Genomic DNA, 15264 nt, shown 5'->3' on the forward strand with positions numbered 1-15264 from the left:
GGGCCGGATTCGTGAGACGTGACCGCCAGTCCCGGGGGAAACCCGCCCATGCAGAAGTTCCCGATGACCGCCGAGGGCCTCGCCCGTCTCGAGGACGAGCTGCGCGTCCTGCGCGCCGAGGAGCGTCCGGCCGTGATCCGCGCCATCGCCGAGGCCCGCGCCCATGGCGACCTCTCGGAGAACGCCGAGTACCACGCGGCGCGCGAGAAGCAGTCCTTCATCGAGGGCCGTATCGCCGACCTGGAAGGGGTGATCCCCTCCGTCGAGGTGATCGACGTCTCCAAGATGTCCGGCGACCAGGTGCGCTTCGGCGCCCGCGTCACGATCGTCGACGAGGAGACGGAGGACGAGAAGACCTACCGCATCGTCGGCGCCTACGAGGCGGACATGAAGAACGGGTCGATCTCCATCTCCTCGCCCCTCGCCAAGGCCCTGCTCGGGCGCAAGGTGGGGGACAGCGTCGAGGTCCCGGCGCCGGGCGGGGCCCGCTCCGTCGAGATCACCAAGGTCGCCTTCTGAGCCGGCCGTGCTGAGCGCCGCCGCGGACGCCCCGGTGGCGCCGGCCATCACGCTCGCCGATGTGCGCGCGGCGGCGGAGCGGATCCGCGGCGCCGTGATGCGCACGCCCACCATCCCGGCCCCTTCCGTGGGCCGTGCGACGGGCTGCGACGTCTGGCTGAAGCTCGACAACCTCCAGGCCACCGGCGCCTTCAAGGAGCGGGGCGCGGCGAACCGCCTGGCGCTGCTGACGGCGCGGGAGAAAGCGACGGGCGTGATCGCCATGTCCGCCGGCAACCACGCCCAGGCGGTGGCGCGCCACGCCAGCCTGCTGGGCATCCGCGCCACCATCGTCATGCCGCGCTTCACCCCGGCGACGAAGGTGGTGCGGACGGAGAGCTGGGGTGCCACGGTGGTGCTGCACGGGGAGACCCTGGCCGAGGCCGCGGCCCACGCCCATGCGCTGGCCCTGCGCGAGGGGCTGACCTTCATTCATCCCTACGACGATCCTGGCGTGATCGCGGGCCAGGGCACGATGGCGATCGAGATGCTGGAGGACGCCCCGGCCCTCGACACCCTCATCTTCCCCGTCGGCGGCGGCGGCCTGCTGGCCGGCTGCGCCGCGGCCGCGCTGGAGATGAACCCGAACCTCCGCATCTACGGGGTGGAGGTGGAGGGCTATCCGGCGATGGCGCAGCGCCTGGCGGGCCAGCCCGTCTCCGTCGGCGGCCCGACGATCGCCGAGGGCATTGCCGTGCGGGACGTGGGCGAGGCCCCGCTGGCCCTGCTGCGGCGCCTCGGGATCGAGGTGCTGGTGGTGCCAGAGCGCGCGGTGGAGCAGGGCATCGCCCTGCTGGCAGAGGGCGCCAAGGTGGTGGCGGAGGGCGCGGGCGCCACGGGCGTGGCGGCCCTTCTGGCCCACCCCGCCCGCTTCGCCGGCCGCCGCGTGGGCACGCCCGTCTGCGGCGGCAACATCGACGCCCGGGCCCTCTCCAACGTGCTGCTGCGCCAACTCCTGCGCGATGGCCGCATCATGCGCCTGCACTTCGACATCCCGGACCGGCCGGGCGTGCTGGCCGACATCTCCCGCCGCATCTCGGAGGCGGGGGGGAACGTGATCGAGGTGAAGCACCAGCAGCTCTTCGGCGCCCCCACCGTGCAGTCCACGGAGCTGGAGCTGATGATCGAGGTGCGGGATGCCGCCCAGGGCGCGGCGCTGATCGCCGCGCTGGAGGCGGGCGACTACGTGGTCCGCCGCGGCTGAGACGCCGCCCGTGGCGCAACCGAAGGGGCGCGACAGGGGTTGTCCGGGGCATGTAGCAGCCCGGAGGCCCCTTTCCTTGCCAGCCCCTGCCCGCACGATCCCCTTCCTGCTGGCCGTGCTGGCCCTTTCCCTGCTGGTCCCCTCGGAGGCCGAGGCCCGCCGGCGGGGCCGCGGCTGGAGCCCGGAAGCGGCCGTTGCCAGCATCTTCGGCCTGCGCCTCTACGCGCCCGCGCCCCGCTACGCGGCGCCGAGGCGTTCCCGGCGCCCGGCCCGGACGCGGGAGGCACCGCCCCCTCAACAGCCCGAGGCGCCCGCCCTGGCGGACGCGGCGCCGAGGTCCGCCCCCTCTCCTGCTCCCGCGGCCGTCACGGCGCAGCCGCTCCCGCCTGCGCGCCCGGCCGTGCCCCCCACCATGGTGAGCGCCGCGCCCGCCGCCCCGGTCGCGCTCCAGCCCACGGCGCCCGCCGCGGCGGCCACCGCCCCAGTGGCTGCTCCAGTGGCTGCCCCAATGGCTTCCCCGGTTGCTGCTCCGGCGGCCGCAGCGGCCCGCGCGCCGCAGCGGGGCAGCTGGATCGATCCTGTCCGCTGATGCCGGCCGAGTTGGGGACGAACTGAGAATGGCGCGAGGGTCAGGGCGCAACAGCTTCGGTCGCTCCGAACCGGGAACGGGGCCGGGAACGGGGCCGGAGCCCGTGCCGCAACCCGCGCAGGGCATGCCGGCCCAGCCACCTCCCCCACCTCCGGCCGCAGCACCTAACCCACCGTCCTCCCCGCTGCCGGCGCCGCCCGCCCCATCCCCGCCACGGCGGGCGCCCTTCGCGGGCCGTGCCCTGCGCGGGCTCCGCGCCGCGCTCCGGCCGGGCCGGGTCCTCCTCGCCCTGTGCCTCGTCGCTCTGCTGGGGTTGGGATCCCTCGCCTGGATCATGTTCCAGGTCCCGGTCGGCGGCGGCATGCAGCCCGATGCGACACCGGCCTCCCTCATCCTCGAATCCCGCGACGGCACGGCCTTCGCGGCCCGGGGCGTGCTGCGCGGCGACGCGATCGAGGCGGACAAGCTGCCCAGGCCCCTCGCCGATGCCGTCGTGGCCATCGAGGACCGGCGCTTCCACAACCATGGCGGGGTGGATCCGCGCGGCCTGCTCCGCGCCGTGCTGCGGAACGCGGAGGCTGGGCGGGCGCGGCAGGGCGCCAGCACCATCACCCAGCAGCTGGCCCGGCTGAACTACCTGTCCCAGGACCGGTCCCTGATCCGCAAGATCCAGGAGGCGGTGCTCGCCCTCTGGCTGGAGGCGCGGCTGAGCAAGGAGGAGATCCTCGCCCGCTACCTCAACGCCGCCTATTTCGGCGCCGGCGCATGGGGGGCCGATGCCGCGGCCCGCCGCTACTTCGGCAAGGGCGCGGCGGAGCTGAGCCTCGGCGAGGCGGCGATGCTCGCCGGCCTTGTCCGCGCGCCGTCCAGCCTCGCGCCGAACCGCAACCCGGAAGGGGCATGGAAGCGGGCGGAGCTCGTCCTCTCCGTGATGCAGGAGACCGGGCACGCCACGACGGAGGCGGTGACCGCCGCCCGCGCCGCGCCGCCCGTCCTCCGCGCCCCGCCGGAGACCCCTCCCGGCCGCGGCTACTTCGCCGACTGGGTGGAGGCCGAGGCGCGGCGCCTGATCGGCCCGCTGCCGGTGGACCTCTCCGTCCGCACCACGCTGGACCCGGCCCTGCAGGACCTGGCGGAACGGGTTGTGGCGGGGTGGCTGGACGGCGAGGGGAAGCGCGTGAACGCCTCCCAGGCCGCGCTGCTGGCAATGACGCATGACGGCGCCGTGCTGGCGGCGGTGGGGGGGCGGGACTACGCGGTCAGCCAGTTCAACCGCGTAACCCAGGCGCGACGGCAGCCCGGCTCCCTCTTCAAGCTCTTCACCTACGCCGCGGCGCTGGAATCCGGGATGTCGCCGGGCAGCACCGTGATCGACCAGCCCGTGCGGATCGGGGACTGGGAGCCCGGCAATTACGGGGACCGCTTCCGCGGCCCGATGAGCCTGCGGGACGCCTTCGCGCAATCCGTGAACACGGTGGCGGTGCAGCTCTACGCCAATCTCGGCCGGCAGCGCGTGATGGACATGGCCCGGAAGATGGGGCTGCGCTCGGAGATGCCGGACGCGCCGGCCGTCTCCCTCGGCGCGGGGGAGTCGACGCTGCTGGAGATGACGGCCGCCTTCGCCGCGGCGGCCGGCAATCGGGCAGTGGAGCCCTACATCGTCCGCAGCGTGCGGGCGCGGGACCGGGCGCTCTTCACCCGGCCGGACACCATGCCCGGCGGCGCCCCCATCCTCTCCCCCGCGGCGCATCAGGGGCTGCTGGACATCATGCTCGCCGTGGTGGCGAACGGCACCGGCACCGCCGCGCGGCTGGACCGGCCCGTGGCGGGCAAGACCGGCACCACCCAGGACAGCCGCGACGCCTGGTTCATTGGCATGACCGCGGACGTGGTCGTCGGGGTCTGGGTGGGGAACGACGACAACTCGCCCATGCGGAACGTGACGGGCGGCGCCCTGCCCGCCCGCATCTTCCAGGACTTCGTCCGCAACGCGGACCGCGCCAAGACCGCGGAGGCGCCAATGCCCGCCACCCGGCCCGCCCGCGCGCCGGAACCCACCCGCGCGCCGCCGGTCCGCGGCGTGGCGAGCGTGGTGGACACGGCCACGCTGCGCCTCGGCAACCGCGCCCTGCAGCTGACCGGGGTGATCGGGATGCGCGGGGAGTATGCCCGCCAGCTCGCCCTCTACCTCGCCGGGCGGGAGGTGGCGTGCGAGCCCGTGGGGGACGGCGCGCATCGCTGCAGCGTGGAGGGGCGCGACCTGTCGGACGTGGTGCTGTTCAACGGCGGCGGCCGCGCCAGCGCCGATGCCTCGCCCGAGCTGCGGCGGAGCGAGACGGAGGCGCGGGAGGCCGGGCGGGGGGTCTGGGCGGGGGGCTAGCGCCCCTTCACCCCTTCACCCCTCCACCGGCACCCCGGCCTCGTCCTTGGATGTCCGGATGGTCTGCAGGGTGCGGACGTGCATGACGAGCTCCGAGCCCGTCAGCCGGTTCGTCAGCTCGTTCTCGTGCGCGGGGTTGCGGGCGACGAGGCGCAGCAGGAAGTCGCCGCCGCCGCGGATCATGTGGCACTCCCGCACCTCCGGCCAGTCCCGCACCATGGCCTCGAAGGATTCCAGCACCGGCAGCTTCTGGCTCTCCAGCCCCACCACGGCGAAGAAGGTGATCTCCCAGCCGAGCGAGGCCGGGTCCACGTCGGCGTGGTAGCCGCGGATCACGCCGGATTCCTCCAGCCGGCGGACGCGGCGCAGGCAGGGCGGGGCGGAGAGGCCCACCCGGGCGGCCAGCGCCACGTTCGTCATGCGGCCATCGGCCTGCAGCTCGCGCAGGATCTCGCGGTCGGTTGCGTCGAGGGCGCCGGGCGCGAAGCCGTTGCCGAGGTCTTTCAAGGGCGGTTCTTCTCTCGGGCCGTCTTGAGGGGCCGGTCGCGGGTCGGGTCTCGGGTAAGGCTTGCCGCCCGAGCTGCGGGCCGGAGCTCCTGCCCCCGACTATCCCCTGAGCGGGGGGGCGGCTTCAAGGCCCGCCGTATCCCGAGAGGTCCAGGGGTGGTGCAAGGCGGCGCGCGCACCGATATGGTGGTGCCGCGACTCTGCACTGCCTTCAGGACATGGACGTGGCCAACACCCACCGTACGCGACTGCTCATCCTCGGCGCCGGCCCGGCCGGCTACACCGCCGCCATCTACGCCGCGCGCGCCGGGCTCGAGCCGATCCTCGTCGCGGGGCTCCAGCCGGGGGGTCAGCTCACCATCACCACCGATGTCGAGAACTACCCCGGCTTTGCCAGCGCGGTTCAGGGCCCCTGGCTGATGGAGCAGATGCAGGCCCAGGCCGCCCATGTCGGCACGCGCATCATCCAGGACGTCATCACCGGGGTGGAGCTGGGGGCGAAGCCCTTCCGGGCCGTCGGCGATTCGGGCGACACCTACGAGGCCTCCGCCATGGTGATCGCCACCGGCGCCCAGGCGCGCTGGCTCGGCATCCCCGGGGAGAAGGAGCTCTCGGGCTTCGGCGTCTCCGCCTGCGCCACCTGCGACGGCTTCTTCTTCCGCAGCCGCGAGGTGGCGGTGATCGGCGGCGGCAACTCGGCGGTGGAGGAGGCCCTCTACCTCGCCGGGCTGGCGTCCAAGGTCACGCTGGTCCACCGGCGGGACAGCCTGCGGGCGGAGCGGATCATGCAGGAGCGGCTGTTCAAGCACCCCCGCATTTCCGTGGTCTGGAACGCGGTGGTGGAGGAGGCGCTGGCGACCGAGGGCAAGTTCCGCGCCCTGCGCGCCCTGCGGCTGCGCGACCTCGCCGGCGGCGGCACCACCGAGCTTCCGGTGGACGGCATGTTCGTGGCGATCGGGCACGACCCCGCCACCGCCCTGTTCCGCGGCCAGCTGGAGACGGATGCGGACGGCTACATCGTGACCGAGCCGGGATCGACCCGCACCAGCATCCCCGGCGTTTTTGCGGCCGGCGACGTGCAGGACCGGATCTACCGCCAGGCCGTCACCGCCGCGGGTTCGGGCTGCATGGCAGCGCTGGACGCCGAGAAGTGGCTGGCCCACATGCCCGACGACGCCCCCGCTGTGGCGGCCTACGACGCGGTGGACGGCTGATGCCGCTGGACTGGGACAAGCTGCGGGTCTTCCACGCCGTCGCGGAGGCGGGATCCTTCACCCATGCCGGGGACACGCTGAACCTCAGCCAGTCCGCCGTCTCCCGCCAGATCCAGGCGCTGGAGGAGAGCCTGAACGTGCCGCTGTTCCACCGGCACGCGCGCGGGCTGATCCTGACGGAGCAGGGCGAGACGCTGAACAAGACGGTGCGCGAGGTCTTCGCCAAGCTGGCGATGACGGAGGCCCTGCTGACCGAGAGCCGGGAGCGCGCGGCGGGGCGGCTGAAGGTGACGACCACCACTGGCTTCGGCGCCAACTGGCTCGCCCCGCGGCTGGAGCGCTTCCTGAAGCTGCACCCCGACATGACGGTGACGCTGCTGCTGGACGACACGGAGCTGGACCTGGCGATGCGGGAGGCGGACCTTGCCATCCGCATGCACGCGCCGCGGCAGCCGGACCTGATCCAGCGGCACATCGCGACCTTCGGCTGGAAGGTGGTGGGATCGCCGGACTACCTGCGCGGCGCCGGGATCCCGCAGCGGGCGGAGGACCTGGATGCCCACCGGCTGATCATCTACGGCGACTATCACCCGCCCGTGGAGGACATTAACTGGCTGGCCGAGGCGGGCCGTCGGCAGGGATCCCCTCGCCGGGCGGCGGTGGAGGTGAACTCGCTTCCGGCCATGCTGCGGGCGGTGCGCTCCGGCCTCGGGATCGCCGCCCTGCCCGACTACATGGGCGAGGACCTGGCGGACCTGGTGCCCGTGCTGACGGAGCTGAAGACCCCGAAGATCGAGGCCTTCTTCGTTTATCCGGAGGAGATGCGGAACTCCAAGCGCGTGGCGGTCTTCCGCGACTTCCTCGTGGCGGAGCTGGCCGGGCATGTCTGACCGACGCCGCCGTTCCGTGCTGCGGTGCGTCATGCAGCACCCGCATGGCCGCTGGACGTTATTGGCGCGCCCGGCATCGGAGGGCCGGGCCTAACCTTTCCTTCGTTCGGTGATTGATCCGGACGGGGTCCTCGGGACCCCGCGTCTCCCAGACGTGAAGCCTCCCTGTATGCACTTGCCCGGAAGGCTCAGGCTTCAGGCCGTCGCTTTCCGGGCTTTCTTTTTTGCCCGCGCAGTGCCACCTGAGCGCCAGCGCGAAGCGGAGGGGCGGGCGGGCAGCACCAGCCGGCAGGGCCCCGCACCGGCACCCATCAGAGAGAGACGATGCGAACCCTCAAGGGCACAGACTTCAACGACCGCAGCAAGAACTCCGACGAGGCCAAGAAGGCCCTTCTCGAGCGCTTCAAGGCGCGGCCGACGGCCGAGGATCCGGCCGTGCAGGCCCGGATGGAGGAGCGCCGGCAGATTATCCAGGCGCGCGAGGCGCGCGAGGCCGAGCGCCGCCGCCTGAAGGAGGAGGAGAAAGCCCGCCAGGAGGCCGAGCGCCTGCGGCTGATCGCCGAGGAGGAGGCCCGCCAGGCCGAGCTGGCCCGCGAGGCCGCGGAGGCCGCGGAGCGGGCCCGCCAGGAGCTGATCGAGGCCAAGCTGGAGCGCGACCGGCGCTACGCGGCCCGCAAGGCCCGCGCTAAGGGCAAGAAGTAAGCGCCACCGCGCCGCCATTCCGCGCCGCTGGCCCGGGGGAGAACCCGGGGCCGGCGGCGTTTTCGTGTACCGCTACTCCGCCCTGATACCGGCGTCCCGGACCAGCGCGCCCATCTCGGCGCGTCCCCGGACGATGAAGCGGGCGAAATCGGCGGGCGAGGAGCCGACGGGCACCGCCACCAGCCCGTCCAGCCGCGACTTCACCTCCGGATCGGCAAGGGCGGAGGTGGTCGCGGCGTGCAACCGCTCCGCCACCGCCGCCGGCGTGCCGGCCGGGGCGAAGAGGGCGCACCACTCCGCGATGGTGAGGCCGGGCAGCCCCGCCTCGGCGAAGGTCGGCACGTCCGGCCGCGCGGCGATCCGCGATTCGGTCGCCACCGCCAGCAGACGCGCCCGGCCCGAATCGGCCACGGGCCCGGCGGAGAGCACGGTGATGAAGGCGCCGTCCAGCACCCCGGCCGCTAGGTCCCGCGCCGCGTCGGCGCCGCCGCGGTAGGGGGCGTGCGTCACCTCGATCCCCGCCAGCCGTCCGAACTGGGCGAGCGCCAGGTGGCCTGCCGTGGCGTTGCCCTGGGTGCCCATGTTCAGCGCGCCCGGCCGCGCCTTCGCCGCCGCGACGAAGTCCGCCACGCTGCGGATCGGGCTGTCGGCCTTCACCGCCAGCACCTGCGGGAAGGTGGCCGCCAGCGTCACCGGCAGGAAGGCCGTGGCGTAGTCGAAGGCGAGGCCCCGCAGCAGGCTGGGGTTCACCACATGGGAGGAGGCGTCCCAGAGCAGGGTGTGCCCGTCCGGCGCCGCCTGGGCCACCACCGCCCCGCCGTTGGAGCCGCCGCCGCCCGTGCGGTTCTCCACCACCACCGTCTGGCCGAGCCGGTCGCCCAGGCGGGGTGCGAGCACGCGGGCCACGCTGTCCGCGGCGCCGCCGGCGGCGAAGGCGACGATCAGGCGGATGGGGCGGTTCGGCCAGGCTGCCTGGGCGCGCGACGGGCGCGGCGCGGTGAGGGCGGCGATGGCGGCGCCCGCGGCCGTCCATCCCAGCATCGTGCGGCGTCCGAGCATGGCCATCTCCTCACCCCCTGTCGTTGCCGGGATGGAGGCGGCGGGCGCGGCGGACGTCAAGCCCTGCGGCTTGCGGCGCGCCCGCCTCTCGCGCTTGATGGGGTCATGCCGATGATGACGAGAGCCGGGCGGTCGCACGCCCCCTGCCCGCGTGCCGTGTCCTGGCCGGTCCGCCGGGCATGACGGCCGCCCTTCTCGGCAGCGCGCCCGATCCCGACGGGCCGCGCGACCTGCCGGAGGACCTCTGCGGCCGGATCGCTTTCGTCGCGGCAACCTCGGAGGAGGCGGCGGCGGCCAGGGCGGCGCTGGTGGCGATCTACGGCGACGCCCCGCCGGAGGAGGCGGCCGTGGTGGTGGCGCTGGGGGGCGACGGCGCGATGCTGGAGACGCAGCACCGCCTGCTCGGCCGCAATCTGCCGGTCTACGGCATGAACCGCGGCAGCGTCGGCTTCCTGATGAACCCCTACCGCGAGGAGGGCCTGACGGAGCGGCTGCGCGCCGCCCAGGCCGCGCTGCTGCAGCCCCTGCGGATGCGGACGACGGGCGCCGATGGCAGCGTGGCGGAGGCGCTGGCGATCAACGAGGTTTCCCTGCTGCGGGAGACGCGGCAGGCCGCGAAGATCCGCATCCTGGTAGACGGGAAGGAGCGGATGGCGGAGCTGATCTGCGACGGCATCCTGGTGGCCACGCCGGCGGGCAGCACGGCCTACAACCTATCCGCCCACGGGCCGATCATCCCGCTGGGGACGAACCTGCTGGCGATGACGCCTATCTCCGCCTTCCGGCCCCGCCGCTGGCGAGGGGCGCTGCTGCCGGGCACCGCCTCAGTCGCCTTCGAGATCCTGGAGGCGGAGAAGCGGCCCGTGGCGGCGGTGGCGGACTACACGGAGGTGCGCGACATCCGCCGCGTGGAGATCTGCGAGGACGCGCGCGTGCGGCTGACCATGCTGTTTGACCCCGACCACGGGCTGCCCGAGCGCATCCTGGCGGAGCAGTTCACGGTCTGAGAAAACCTTCCAGCGTGGCCAGCACCTCCTCCGGCGCTTCCTCCGCGAGGTAGTGGCCGCTGTTCACCGGCCCGCCCTCGATCGTGCCGTCGGCGTAGTCGCGCCAGAGCTTCAGCGGCTCGTACCACTTGCCGATCTTGCCTTTCGACCCCCAGAGCACGAGCATGGGACAGCGCACCCGGACGCCCTCGGCGCGGGAGGCGCGGTCGTGCTCCAGGTCGATGCCCGTCGCGGCGCGGTAGTCCTCGCAGATGGATTCCACCGTGCCGGGCAGGTTCAGGGCGGCGAGGTAGTCGGCCCGCGCTTCCGGGTGGAAGAACCCGTCATCCTTCGGCTCGCGGGTGGTGTGAAGGCGGAACCAGTCCTCCACGTCGCGGCGGATCAGGCGTTCCGGCAGAGGGTGCGGCTGGGCGAGCAGGAACCAGTGGTAGTAGCCGAGCGCGAAGTCCATGTCCGTGCGCTCGAAATGCGCGAGGGTGGGGACGATGTCCATGGTGCAGAGCCGCTCCACCCTGTTGCCATGGTCCAGCGCCAGGCGGTGCGCCACGCGGGCGCCGCGGTCATGGCTGACCACGCGGAAGGTGTCGTGGCCGAGCGCGGTCATCAGCGCAGCCATGTCCGCCGCCATCTCCCGCTTGCTGAAGGCGGCGCTGCCGGGAGCGACGTGGGGCTTGCCGCTGAAGCCGTAGCCGCGCAGGTCCGGCAGGACCACGGTGAAGCGCTGGGCCAGCACGGGGGCCACCTTGTGCCACATGGCGTGGGTCTGCGGGTTGCCGTGCAGCAGCAGCAGCGGCGGCCCCTCCCCCGCGCGGCGGAGGCGGAGCGTGGTGCCGTTTGCCTCCCGGGTCTCCAGCGTGAAGCCCTCGAACAACATGCGCCCTTCCCTTCCCGGTGCGGGCGCATCCTGCGCCGGCGCGCGGCGCGCGTCAGCCCGGCCACGCGCGGGGCGCGGGCGTGCTGCCGTCAGGGCGCCGTTTCCAGCGCGGGCGATCCGTGCGATCCGTGCTGGCAATCCCCCGCGCCGCGCGGTTCACCAATCAAGGGATGGGAGGTTCCCGCCATGCTCACCCGTCGTCACGCCCTGGCCCTGCCAGGCCTCATATCCATGCCCGCCGTGGCGCGCGCGCAGGGGGGCAGCCCGGACTGGACGCCGACGCGGCCGGTCGTGCTGGTCGTTCCCTACCCCGCCGGCGGACCGACAGACGTGCTGGCGCGGATGGTGGCCGGGGAGATGGCAAAAGACCTGGGCACGCCCGTGGTGGTGGAGAACGTGGCGGGTGGCGGCGGCTCCATCGGCTCCCGTCGCGTGGCGACAGGGCCGGCGGACGGCACGCAGATTATGCTCGCCTCCAACCAGACCCACGCCACCAACATCTCCCTGCTTCCGGACGGCGGCGGCTACGATCCGGTGAAGGACTTCGTGCCCGTCGCCGGGCTGGCGGACCTGCAGCACATCCTGGTGGTTCGCCCGGACGTGCCGGCCACCACCGTGGCGGAACTGCTGGGCCTGACGAAGGCGCGGCCGGGGGCAATCACCTGCGCCTCCACGGGCCAGGGCTCGGCCTCCCACCTCACCCTGGAGCTGTTCCGGGCCAGGACCGGGGCGGACATGGTGCATGTGCCCTACCGCGGCTCATCCCCAATGCTGAACGACCTCCTGGGCGGCCACGTGCAGGTCAGCTTCGCGACCGCCCCCACCGTGCTGACGCAGGTGCAGACGGGCAGGTTGCGCGCGCTGGCCGTGGCGTCGCCGCGCCGCTCCCCTCACCTGCCGGACTTGCCGACCCTGGCGGAAGCGGGGGTGCAGGGCGTTGAGGCGGATGCCTGGTTCGGCCTCTTCGCCCCGGCAGCCGTTCCCGCCCTGGCCCTGGCCCGGCTGCGCGCGCTCGCGCTGGCCGCCATGGCGCGGGAGCCGGTGCGCGCCCGCACCACGGAGGTGGGGATGGCGGTGAACGTCCGGGACGCTGACGCGATGGGCGCCTTCCTGAAGGAGGACATCGCCCGCTGGGCCGAGGTGATCAGGGTGGCGCAGGTGAAGCCCGAGTGACGGGCCTGCCGGACTAGCCCCTTCGGTCGGGCGGTGGTGGCGAAGCATCGCGGCCCGCCCCGGCCCTCGCCATCAACCCCGTGACAAGAGCCGCCACGAGCGCGACGGCGGCCACGGCCAGCAGCGCGACGGAGAAGCCGAATTGCAGCACCCTCGCCAGAAGGGCGAGGAGTGCGAAGAGGACGGCGAGGCCGAGGGCCCAGCGCATCATGGCGGTTGTCCTTCCCGATCCTCCCTCGAACGGCGCCGCGGGCCGGTCGTTTCCGCGCTACTCCGCCCGGAAGGACCTGAGGTCCGGCTTTAAGGCCAGGACGGCCTCGGCCAGCGGTGCCGGCCAGGGGGCGCCGCGGGTGGGAACGGTAAGGCTGGCGGAGCCCTCGTCTAGCAGCAGCAGGTAGAAGCGTTCCGTCCGGCTGTCGTAGCCGAGGAACAGTCCGGCCTCCGCGCAGTCACCACCGTCGCAGGTCCAGCCAAAGACGTAGCGGTCCTCCGCGACCCGCAGCGCGCCCGGGTCCTCGGCCCGGAGGTGGCGCAGGATGTAGGTCTGCCGACCGCGCGCGACGGAGCGGAAGCCGATGGAGACGTCCGGGTGCGCGGCCAGATCCGCCACGGGCCGCCCGGCCAGGGTGAGCGGCGAGGGTTCCGGCACCGGCTGAGAGGCGGCAGGGGCCGCCAGCAGACCGGCCAAAAGCAGAAGGGCGAGTGGTCGCCCACCCGCCCTTCGCAGAACCTTGCGGAGAGGCGAATTCACGCCTCGGCCGCTTCCTCGACCACCTCGGGCTTCGGACCGCTGTCCAGGCCCTTGGCGGCCACGTCGCGCTCGACGAGCTCGATCACCGCCATCTGGGCGGCATCGCCGTAGCGGATGCCGGCGCGCAGCACGCGGGTATAGCCGCCGTTGCGGGCGGAGTAGCGCGGCGCGAGCGTGTCGAACAGCTTGCGGACCACGGCCGCGTCGCGGATCTGCGCGGCCGCCTGGCGGCGGGCGTGCAGGTCGCCGCGCTTGCCGAGGGTGATGATGCGCTCCACGTAGGGGCGCAGCTCCTTGGCCTTCGGCAGCGTGGTCGTGATCTGCTCGTGCTTGAGCAGGCTGGTCGCCATGTTCCGGAACATGGAGATCCGGTGGGAGGAGGTAACGCCGAGCTTCCGGCCCGAGACCCCGTGACGCATTGACTTAGTCCTTTTCTCGGCCGCTCTAGAAGGGCTCGTCGACCTTGCGGGCCAGGTCCTCGATGTTCTCGGGCGGCCAGCCCGGGACGTTCATGCCGAGCTGCAGCCCCATGGAGGTGAGGACCTCCTTGATCTCGTTGAGAGACTTGCGGCCGAAGTTCGGGGTGCGCAGCATCTCCTGCTCGGACTTCTGAACGAGATCGCCGATGTAGACGATGTTGTCGTTCTTCAGGCAGTTCGCCGAGCGGACGGAGAGCTCGAGCTCGTCCACCTTGCGGAGCAGGTTGCGGTTGAACGGCAGGTCGTCCTCGACCTCGGCGGGGCGCGCCTCGCGCGGCTCGTCGAAGTTGATGAAGAGCTGCAGCTGGTCCTGCAGGATGCGCGCGGCGAGCGCCACGGCGTCATCCGGCGTGACCGTGCCGTCGGTCTCCACGTTCAGCACCAGCTTGTCGTAGTCCGTGCGCTGGCCGACGCGGGTCGGCTCGACGCGGTAGGCCACGCGGCGCACCGGGGAGTAGATGGCGTCCACGGGGATCAGGCCGATCGGCGCGTCCTCGGGGCGGTTCTCGGAGGCGGGGACATAGCCCTTGCCGGTGGAGACGGTGAGCTCGGCGTTCAGCCGCGCGCCGTCGTCCAGCGTGCAGATCACCATCTCCGGGTTGGCGATCTCGATATCGCCCGTCACCTGGATCTGGCCGGCCGTCACCTCGCCCGGGCCGGTCGCGGTCAGGGAGAGGCGCTTGGAGCCCTCGCCCTGCATGCGGATGGCCAGGCGCTTGATGTTCAGCACAATGTCCGTCACGTCCTCGCGGACGCCCGGGAGCGAGCTGAACTCGTGCAGCGCGCCGTCGATCTGCACCGCCGTCACCGCCGCGCCCTGAAGGGACGACAGCAGGATGCGACGCAGCGCGTTACCGAGGGTCATGCCGAAGCCGCGCTCCAGCGGCTCCGCGACGATGGTCGCGGAACGGGAGGGGTCGTTGCCCCCCTCCACGTCCAGACGCTCGGGCTTGATGAGGGAACGCCAGTTGCGATCCATCGCGCCACTCATGGTGGTGTGTCCCCCTTAGACGCGGCGCCGCTTGCGGGGGCGGCAGCCATTGTGCGGGATCGGCGTCACGTCCTTGATCGCGGTGACGTAGAAGCCGACGGCCTGCAGGGCGCGAAGCGCGCTCTCGCGGCCCGAGCCGGGGCCGGAGACCATGATCTCCAGCGTTTCCATGCCGTGCTCGCGCGCCTTCTTGCCCGCGTCCTCCGCCGCCACCTGGGCCGCGTAGGGGGTGGACTTGCGGCTGCCCTTGAAGCCCTGGGAGCCGGAGGACGACCAGGCGATCGCGTTGCCCTGGCTGTCCGTGATCGTGACGATCGTGTTGTTGAAGGAGGCGAGCACGTGGGCCACGCCGGAAGAGATGTTCTTCCGCTCCTTCTTGCGGGGACGGTTCCCGCTCGGCTGACGCGCCATTTACTTCGTCACCTTCTTCTTGCCGGCGATCGCGACGGCCTTGCCCTTGCGGGTGCGCGCGTTCGTGTGCGTGCGCTGGCCGCGCACCGGCAGGCCGCGGCGGTGGCGCAGGCCGCGGTAGCAGGCCATGTCCATAAGCCGCTTGATGTTCATCGCCACCTCGCGGCGGAGGTCACCCTCCACGCGGTAGTCGCGGTCCATCATCTCGCGCAGGCGGAGCAGCTCATCCTCGGAGAGCTGGTTCACGCGGCGCTCCTCGGGGATGCCGAGCTTCTCGCAGATGTCGGCCGCGTTCTTGGGGCCGATGCCGAAGATGTAGCGCAGCGAGATATGCACGCGCTTGTTGTCGGGGATGTTCACGCCGGCGATGCGCGCCACGTTGCTCTCCTGGAACCCAGGGTTCCGTTCGGGCCGGGCGGGAACCGTCCGGCGAGGTGATCCTGACCCGGGCACCGCGGAGGCGACCGGGTCAACG

18 protein-coding genes are annotated in these 15264 nt (G+C 72.8%); 9 read left to right on the forward strand and 9 right to left on the reverse strand.

Annotation, left to right across the window (positions count from 1 at the left end; genetic code table 11):
• Positions 1-48: 48 nt before the first annotated feature.
• From greA to VQH23_RS25600, 4 genes are all read left to right on the forward strand, one after another.
• The gene (gene greA / locus VQH23_RS25585; RefSeq protein ID WP_338663509.1) at positions 49-519 is read left to right on the forward strand and encodes a transcription elongation factor GreA; all 471 of its coding nucleotides are present in this window, start codon (positions 49-51) and stop codon (positions 517-519) included.
• Positions 520-526: 7 nt separating this feature from the next.
• Positions 527-1762: a threonine ammonia-lyase gene (locus VQH23_RS25590; RefSeq protein WP_338663510.1), complete on the forward strand. Its 1236-nt coding sequence runs from the start codon at positions 527-529 to the stop codon at positions 1760-1762.
• Positions 1763-1838: 76 nt separating this feature from the next.
• Positions 1839-2351: a hypothetical protein gene (locus tag VQH23_RS25595; protein ID WP_338663511.1), complete on the forward strand. Its 513-nt coding sequence runs from the start codon at positions 1839-1841 to the stop codon at positions 2349-2351.
• Positions 2352-2454: 103 nt separating this feature from the next.
• Positions 2455-4731: a PBP1A family penicillin-binding protein gene (locus tag VQH23_RS25600; protein ID WP_338663512.1), complete on the forward strand. Its 2277-nt coding sequence runs from the start codon at positions 2455-2457 to the stop codon at positions 4729-4731.
• Between the two features lie 15 nt (positions 4732-4746).
• Here VQH23_RS25600 and VQH23_RS25605 read toward each other — a convergent pair whose 3' ends face one another.
• Positions 4747-5238 (reverse strand): Lrp/AsnC family transcriptional regulator, encoded by a 492-nt coding sequence (locus VQH23_RS25605; protein ID WP_338663513.1) that lies wholly within the window; start codon positions 5236-5238, stop codon positions 4747-4749.
• Positions 5239-5456: 218 nt separating this feature from the next.
• Here VQH23_RS25605 and trxB point away from each other — a divergent pair, with 218 nt between their 5' ends.
• The 3 genes from trxB to VQH23_RS25620 all read left to right on the forward strand — a co-directional run bounded on the left by trxB (position 5457) and on the right by VQH23_RS25620 (position 8044).
• Complete coding sequence (gene trxB / locus VQH23_RS25610) at positions 5457-6452, forward strand: thioredoxin-disulfide reductase (protein WP_408904264.1); 996 nt, start codon at positions 5457-5459, stop codon at positions 6450-6452.
• A complete protein-coding gene (locus VQH23_RS25615; protein WP_338663515.1) occupies positions 6452-7342 on the forward strand; it encodes a LysR family transcriptional regulator in 891 nt (296 codons plus the stop codon). Before trxB ends, VQH23_RS25615 begins: the two co-directional genes overlap by 1 nt.
• 324 nt (positions 7343-7666) lie before the next feature.
• On the forward strand, positions 7667-8044 hold the full coding sequence (locus VQH23_RS25620) for a DUF6481 family protein (protein ID WP_338663516.1): 378 nt from the start codon (positions 7667-7669) through the stop codon (positions 8042-8044).
• A 72-nt stretch (positions 8045-8116) separates the two neighbouring features.
• On the opposite strand, the gene VQH23_RS25625 is transcribed toward VQH23_RS25620, so the two are convergent.
• On the reverse strand, positions 8117-9103 hold the full coding sequence (locus VQH23_RS25625) for a tripartite tricarboxylate transporter substrate-binding protein (RefSeq protein WP_338663517.1): 987 nt from the start codon (positions 9101-9103) through the stop codon (positions 8117-8119).
• A 179-nt stretch (positions 9104-9282) separates the two neighbouring features.
• Between VQH23_RS25625 and VQH23_RS25630 the strand changes: the two genes are divergently transcribed.
• Positions 9283-10110, forward strand: coding sequence for an NAD kinase (locus VQH23_RS25630; protein WP_338663518.1), 828 nt, complete (start codon positions 9283-9285; stop codon positions 10108-10110).
• Here VQH23_RS25630 and VQH23_RS25635 read toward each other — a convergent pair.
• Positions 10100-10984, reverse strand: a complete 885-nt coding sequence (locus VQH23_RS25635) for an alpha/beta hydrolase (RefSeq protein ID WP_338663519.1) — start codon at positions 10982-10984, stop codon at positions 10100-10102. The genes VQH23_RS25630 and VQH23_RS25635 overlap by 11 nt on opposite strands.
• Before the next feature lie 186 nt (positions 10985-11170).
• Here VQH23_RS25635 and VQH23_RS25640 point away from each other — a divergent pair, with 186 nt between their 5' ends.
• Complete coding sequence (locus tag VQH23_RS25640; RefSeq protein ID WP_338663520.1) at positions 11171-12157, forward strand: tripartite tricarboxylate transporter substrate-binding protein; 987 nt, start codon at positions 11171-11173, stop codon at positions 12155-12157.
• Positions 12158-12170: 13 nt separating this feature from the next.
• Here VQH23_RS25640 and VQH23_RS25645 read toward each other — a convergent pair whose 3' ends face one another.
• From VQH23_RS25645 to rpsM, 6 genes are all read right to left on the reverse strand, one after another.
• Entirely contained in the window at positions 12171-12368 is a 198-nt protein-coding gene (locus VQH23_RS25645; RefSeq protein WP_338663521.1) for a hypothetical protein, read from the reverse strand.
• 57 nt (positions 12369-12425) lie between these two features.
• Entirely contained in the window at positions 12426-12806 is a 381-nt protein-coding gene (locus tag VQH23_RS25650) for a hypothetical protein (protein ID WP_338663522.1), read from the reverse strand.
• 98 nt (positions 12807-12904) lie between these two features.
• Positions 12905-13327 (reverse strand): 50S ribosomal protein L17, encoded by a 423-nt coding sequence (rplQ, locus tag VQH23_RS25655; protein ID WP_338663523.1) that lies wholly within the window; start codon positions 13325-13327, stop codon positions 12905-12907.
• Positions 13328-13352: 25 nt separating this feature from the next.
• Complete coding sequence (locus VQH23_RS25660; protein ID WP_245214795.1) at positions 13353-14366, reverse strand: DNA-directed RNA polymerase subunit alpha; 1014 nt, start codon at positions 14364-14366, stop codon at positions 13353-13355.
• 27 nt (positions 14367-14393) lie between these two features.
• A complete protein-coding gene (gene rpsK / locus VQH23_RS25665; RefSeq protein ID WP_338663524.1) occupies positions 14394-14789 on the reverse strand; it encodes a 30S ribosomal protein S11 in 396 nt (131 codons plus the stop codon).
• Entirely contained in the window at positions 14790-15167 is a 378-nt protein-coding gene (gene rpsM, locus VQH23_RS25670; RefSeq protein ID WP_257714645.1) for a 30S ribosomal protein S13, read from the reverse strand.
• Positions 15168-15264 lie beyond the last annotated feature (97 nt).

Origin of the sequence: Pararoseomonas sp. SCSIO 73927 (genome assembly GCF_037040815.1) — a bacterium.
Classification (GTDB): Bacteria; Pseudomonadota; Alphaproteobacteria; order Acetobacterales; family Acetobacteraceae; genus Roseomonas.